The following is a 3,187-nucleotide window of genomic DNA, read 5'->3' on the forward strand; positions in this document are numbered from 1 at the left end:
AAAATTTTAGATAGATATTTCACTAAAATCTTTTAGAGTTTCGCAATCAGCTATACTTATCTATCTATGATTTTTGTTTTTCCTATAAATGCCATTAATTGTTCAAAATTTGGATAACCTTCCATGTCTCCCTTTACAAGTACCGCCATGGCTCCAACTCCATTTGCATACTCACCACACTCTTTGAAATCTAATTTATTTAAAATTCCAGAAAGAAAACCTGCTGCAAATCCATCTCCTGCACCTACTGTATCTTGTGGATTTTCTTGCCTATATGACTTAACATACAATTTGTTTTCTTTATCAGCTACAAGGCAACCTTCTTCTCCAAGTTTAACAGCTACTACACTACACCCCATCTTCATAAAACTATCTGCAATCTCCTCAGGTTTTGTGAGCCCAAGAAGCATTTCACCTTCATCAACACCCGGAAAAATTATGTCAGATTGTTTTGCGATTTCAAGAAGTACTGGTATTGCCTCTTCCCTTGTCCATAATTTTAGTCTAATATTAGGATCAAATGAAACTAATACATTATTTGCTTTTGCAATTTCTATAGCCTTAAATACTGATTTTCTACAAGTTTCAGATAAAGCAGGTGTAATTCCTGTAATATGAAGTATTTTTGCAGATTTAATGTAATCTTCATCTAGCTCCTCTGGTTTCAAAGTGCTAGCTGCAGAACATTTTCTGTAATAATATACGTTTGGATTAGAATGCAAAAATCTTTCTTTGAATAATATACCAGTATTCTTCCCTGGTTCCAAAATTACTCTAGATACATCTACACCTTCTCCTCTAATTGTAGCTTGTATATATCTTCCAAATTCATCGTCTCCAAGTTTTGAAAACCAACCAACCTGATGTCCTAGTTTTGCAAGTGCTATTGCAACATTAGACTCAGCTCCTGCTATAGATTTATTGAAATTTTGAACATATCTTAATGGACCTGAGGAATCAGGTCCAAATAAAACCATAGATTCTCCAAAAGTAACTACATCCATACTTATCTTTGCACCCTTCCTGAAGCATCACCATTCATAAGCGTCTCTATTTCATCTTTAGATACAAGATTAAAATCTCCTTCTACAGTATGTTTAAGGCAAGAAGCTGCAACTGCATATTCAAGAGCATCTTGATTTGTTAAACCTGATGTTAAGCCATATATAAGACCAGCACCAAATGAATCTCCACCGCCAACTCTGTCTACAATATGCATTCTATATTTCTTTGAATTATAATATTCTTTTCCATTGTAAAGCATTGCAGACCAACCATTGTCTGATGCTGAAAAGCTTTCACGAAGTGTAATTGCAACATATTTTAAATTAAATCTATCTGTAAGTTTTTTTGCAACTTCTTTATATCCTTCTTCATTTATTGTTCCACCGGTTATATCTGCTCCCTCTGCACTAATTCCAAAGACTTTTTCTGCATCTTCTTCGTTTGCTATAACTAAATCACAGTACTTAACTATTTCTCCCATTACTTTCCCAGCTTTTTCACTGCTCCAAAGTTTCTTTCTAAAGTTTAAATCACAACTTACCATAACACCAGCTTCTTTTGCTGCCTTTACTGCGTCTAGTGTTATAGCTGCGCATTCATCTGATAATGCAGGTGTTATTCCTGTAAAATGGAACCACTCAGCACCATTAAAAATTTCTTTCCAATTAAAATCTTCTCTTTTTGCTTCTGCAATTGCTGAATGAGCTCTATCATAGATTACTTTAGAAGGTCTTTGTGATGCTCCTTTTTCGCAATAATAAATACCTACTCTATCTCCGCCTCGTACTATCATATTAGAATTTACACCATATTTTCTAAGTTCATTTACTGCTGCTTGACCTATTTCATGTTTAGGTAGTTTTGTTACAAAGTATGTATCCTTACCATAGTTTGCAAGTGACACAGCAACGTTTGCTTCTCCGCCACCATAAACAGCCCCAAATTCTTTTGCTTGTGCAAATCTTTCAAAACCAACTGGTGCAAGTCTAAGCATTATTTCACCGAATGTTATAAATTTCCCCACATTATTGCCTCCTATAAATTGATGACATACCCCAAGGTATGTCATTTAGTTAATGTTTCATTTAATTGATATTTAATTTGCTTGTTTTCGCTCTCTAAATAATTACTATCCTCTTGCTTTTTTAACTGCTTCAACAAATTTAACAGCAGTTTGCGTTACTAATTTATAATCTCCTGTTTTAGCACCACGAGTTAAGTCTCCACCAGTTCCTACTGCTACTGCTCCAGCTTTTATCCAATCTTTAACATTATCAAGTGATACTCCACCTGTTGGCATAAAGTTAGCTTGTGGTAATGGTCCTTTTAAAGAACTTATTATTTGTGGTCCAAAAACATTTCCTGGGAATACTTTTACTATTTCAACTCCAAGTTCTAGTGCTTCGATAGCTTCTTTAACTGTCATAACTCCTGGCATAACAGCAATTCTATATCTATTACATAATCTTATAGTATCTGGGTTTAAACTTGGACTTACTATGTATTTTGCTCCAGCTAAAATACATGCTCTTGCAGTTTCTGGGTCAAGAACAGTTCCCGCTCCAATAAGTACTTCTGCATTATCTTTATATATTTCAGTTAATTCTTTTATTACATCTATTGCTCCTGGTACTGTCATTGTAACTTCAATTGCATTTATTCCGCCTTTTGTAACAGCATCTACAATTTTTACTCCTTCTTCTTTAGAATTTGCTCTAATAACTGCTACTATTCCATATTCAGTTAATTTTTGTACTATTTGTATTCTTTTCATAGTTTGCACCTCTTATTTTATATTTTGAACATAATATCTCACTGTACTATAACATACCTCAAGTAATTTTTCTTATAAATTTTAATTTTCTTTAACTAAATCTATAATGTGCACTACATGAGTGGATTTATTTCGACCTCAAGTGTACTTAAAGCATATGCAAATTTATGTGCTATGTTACCTGGCCCAATAATTCCCCATATAATTTTTCCCATTGCTACACCACACTATAAATATATTTAATATCCTATATTTTAGAGTTACAATATTTTTTAAGCGTAAATCGAACAGCACCTTTTCCATTTATTAATTCAACAAAATAAGCTTCAATTTTTTCTCCAAGACCTACTTCATATAAATTAACACCAAAAATTGATTCATTAGATAAAATCAAAGGCAAGTACTCAT

General features: G+C 33.2%; 3 protein-coding genes. All 3 read right to left on the reverse strand.

Annotation, left to right across the window (positions count from 1 at the left end; genetic code table 11):
- Positions 1-56: 56 nt before the first annotated feature.
- From Q0649_RS10375 to Q0649_RS10385, 3 genes are read right to left on the reverse strand one after another with little or no spacing between them, the layout of a single operon-like run.
- Complete coding sequence (locus Q0649_RS10375) at positions 57-1,004, reverse strand: sugar kinase (RefSeq protein WP_298841191.1); 948 nt, start codon at positions 1,002-1,004, stop codon at positions 57-59.
- 2 nt (positions 1,005-1,006) lie between these two features.
- Positions 1,007-2,074 (reverse strand): sugar kinase, encoded by a 1,068-nt coding sequence (locus tag Q0649_RS10380; RefSeq protein ID WP_298841193.1) that lies wholly within the window; start codon positions 2,072-2,074, stop codon positions 1,007-1,009.
- Between the two features lie 60 nt (positions 2,075-2,134).
- Positions 2,135-2,779 (reverse strand): bifunctional 4-hydroxy-2-oxoglutarate aldolase/2-dehydro-3-deoxy-phosphogluconate aldolase, encoded by a 645-nt coding sequence (locus Q0649_RS10385; protein WP_298841196.1) that lies wholly within the window; start codon positions 2,777-2,779, stop codon positions 2,135-2,137.
- Positions 2,780-3,187 lie beyond the last annotated feature (408 nt).

It is taken from the genome of uncultured Clostridium sp. (assembly GCF_937920395.1).
Taxonomy (GTDB): domain Bacteria; phylum Bacillota; class Clostridia; order Clostridiales; family Clostridiaceae; genus Clostridium_AD.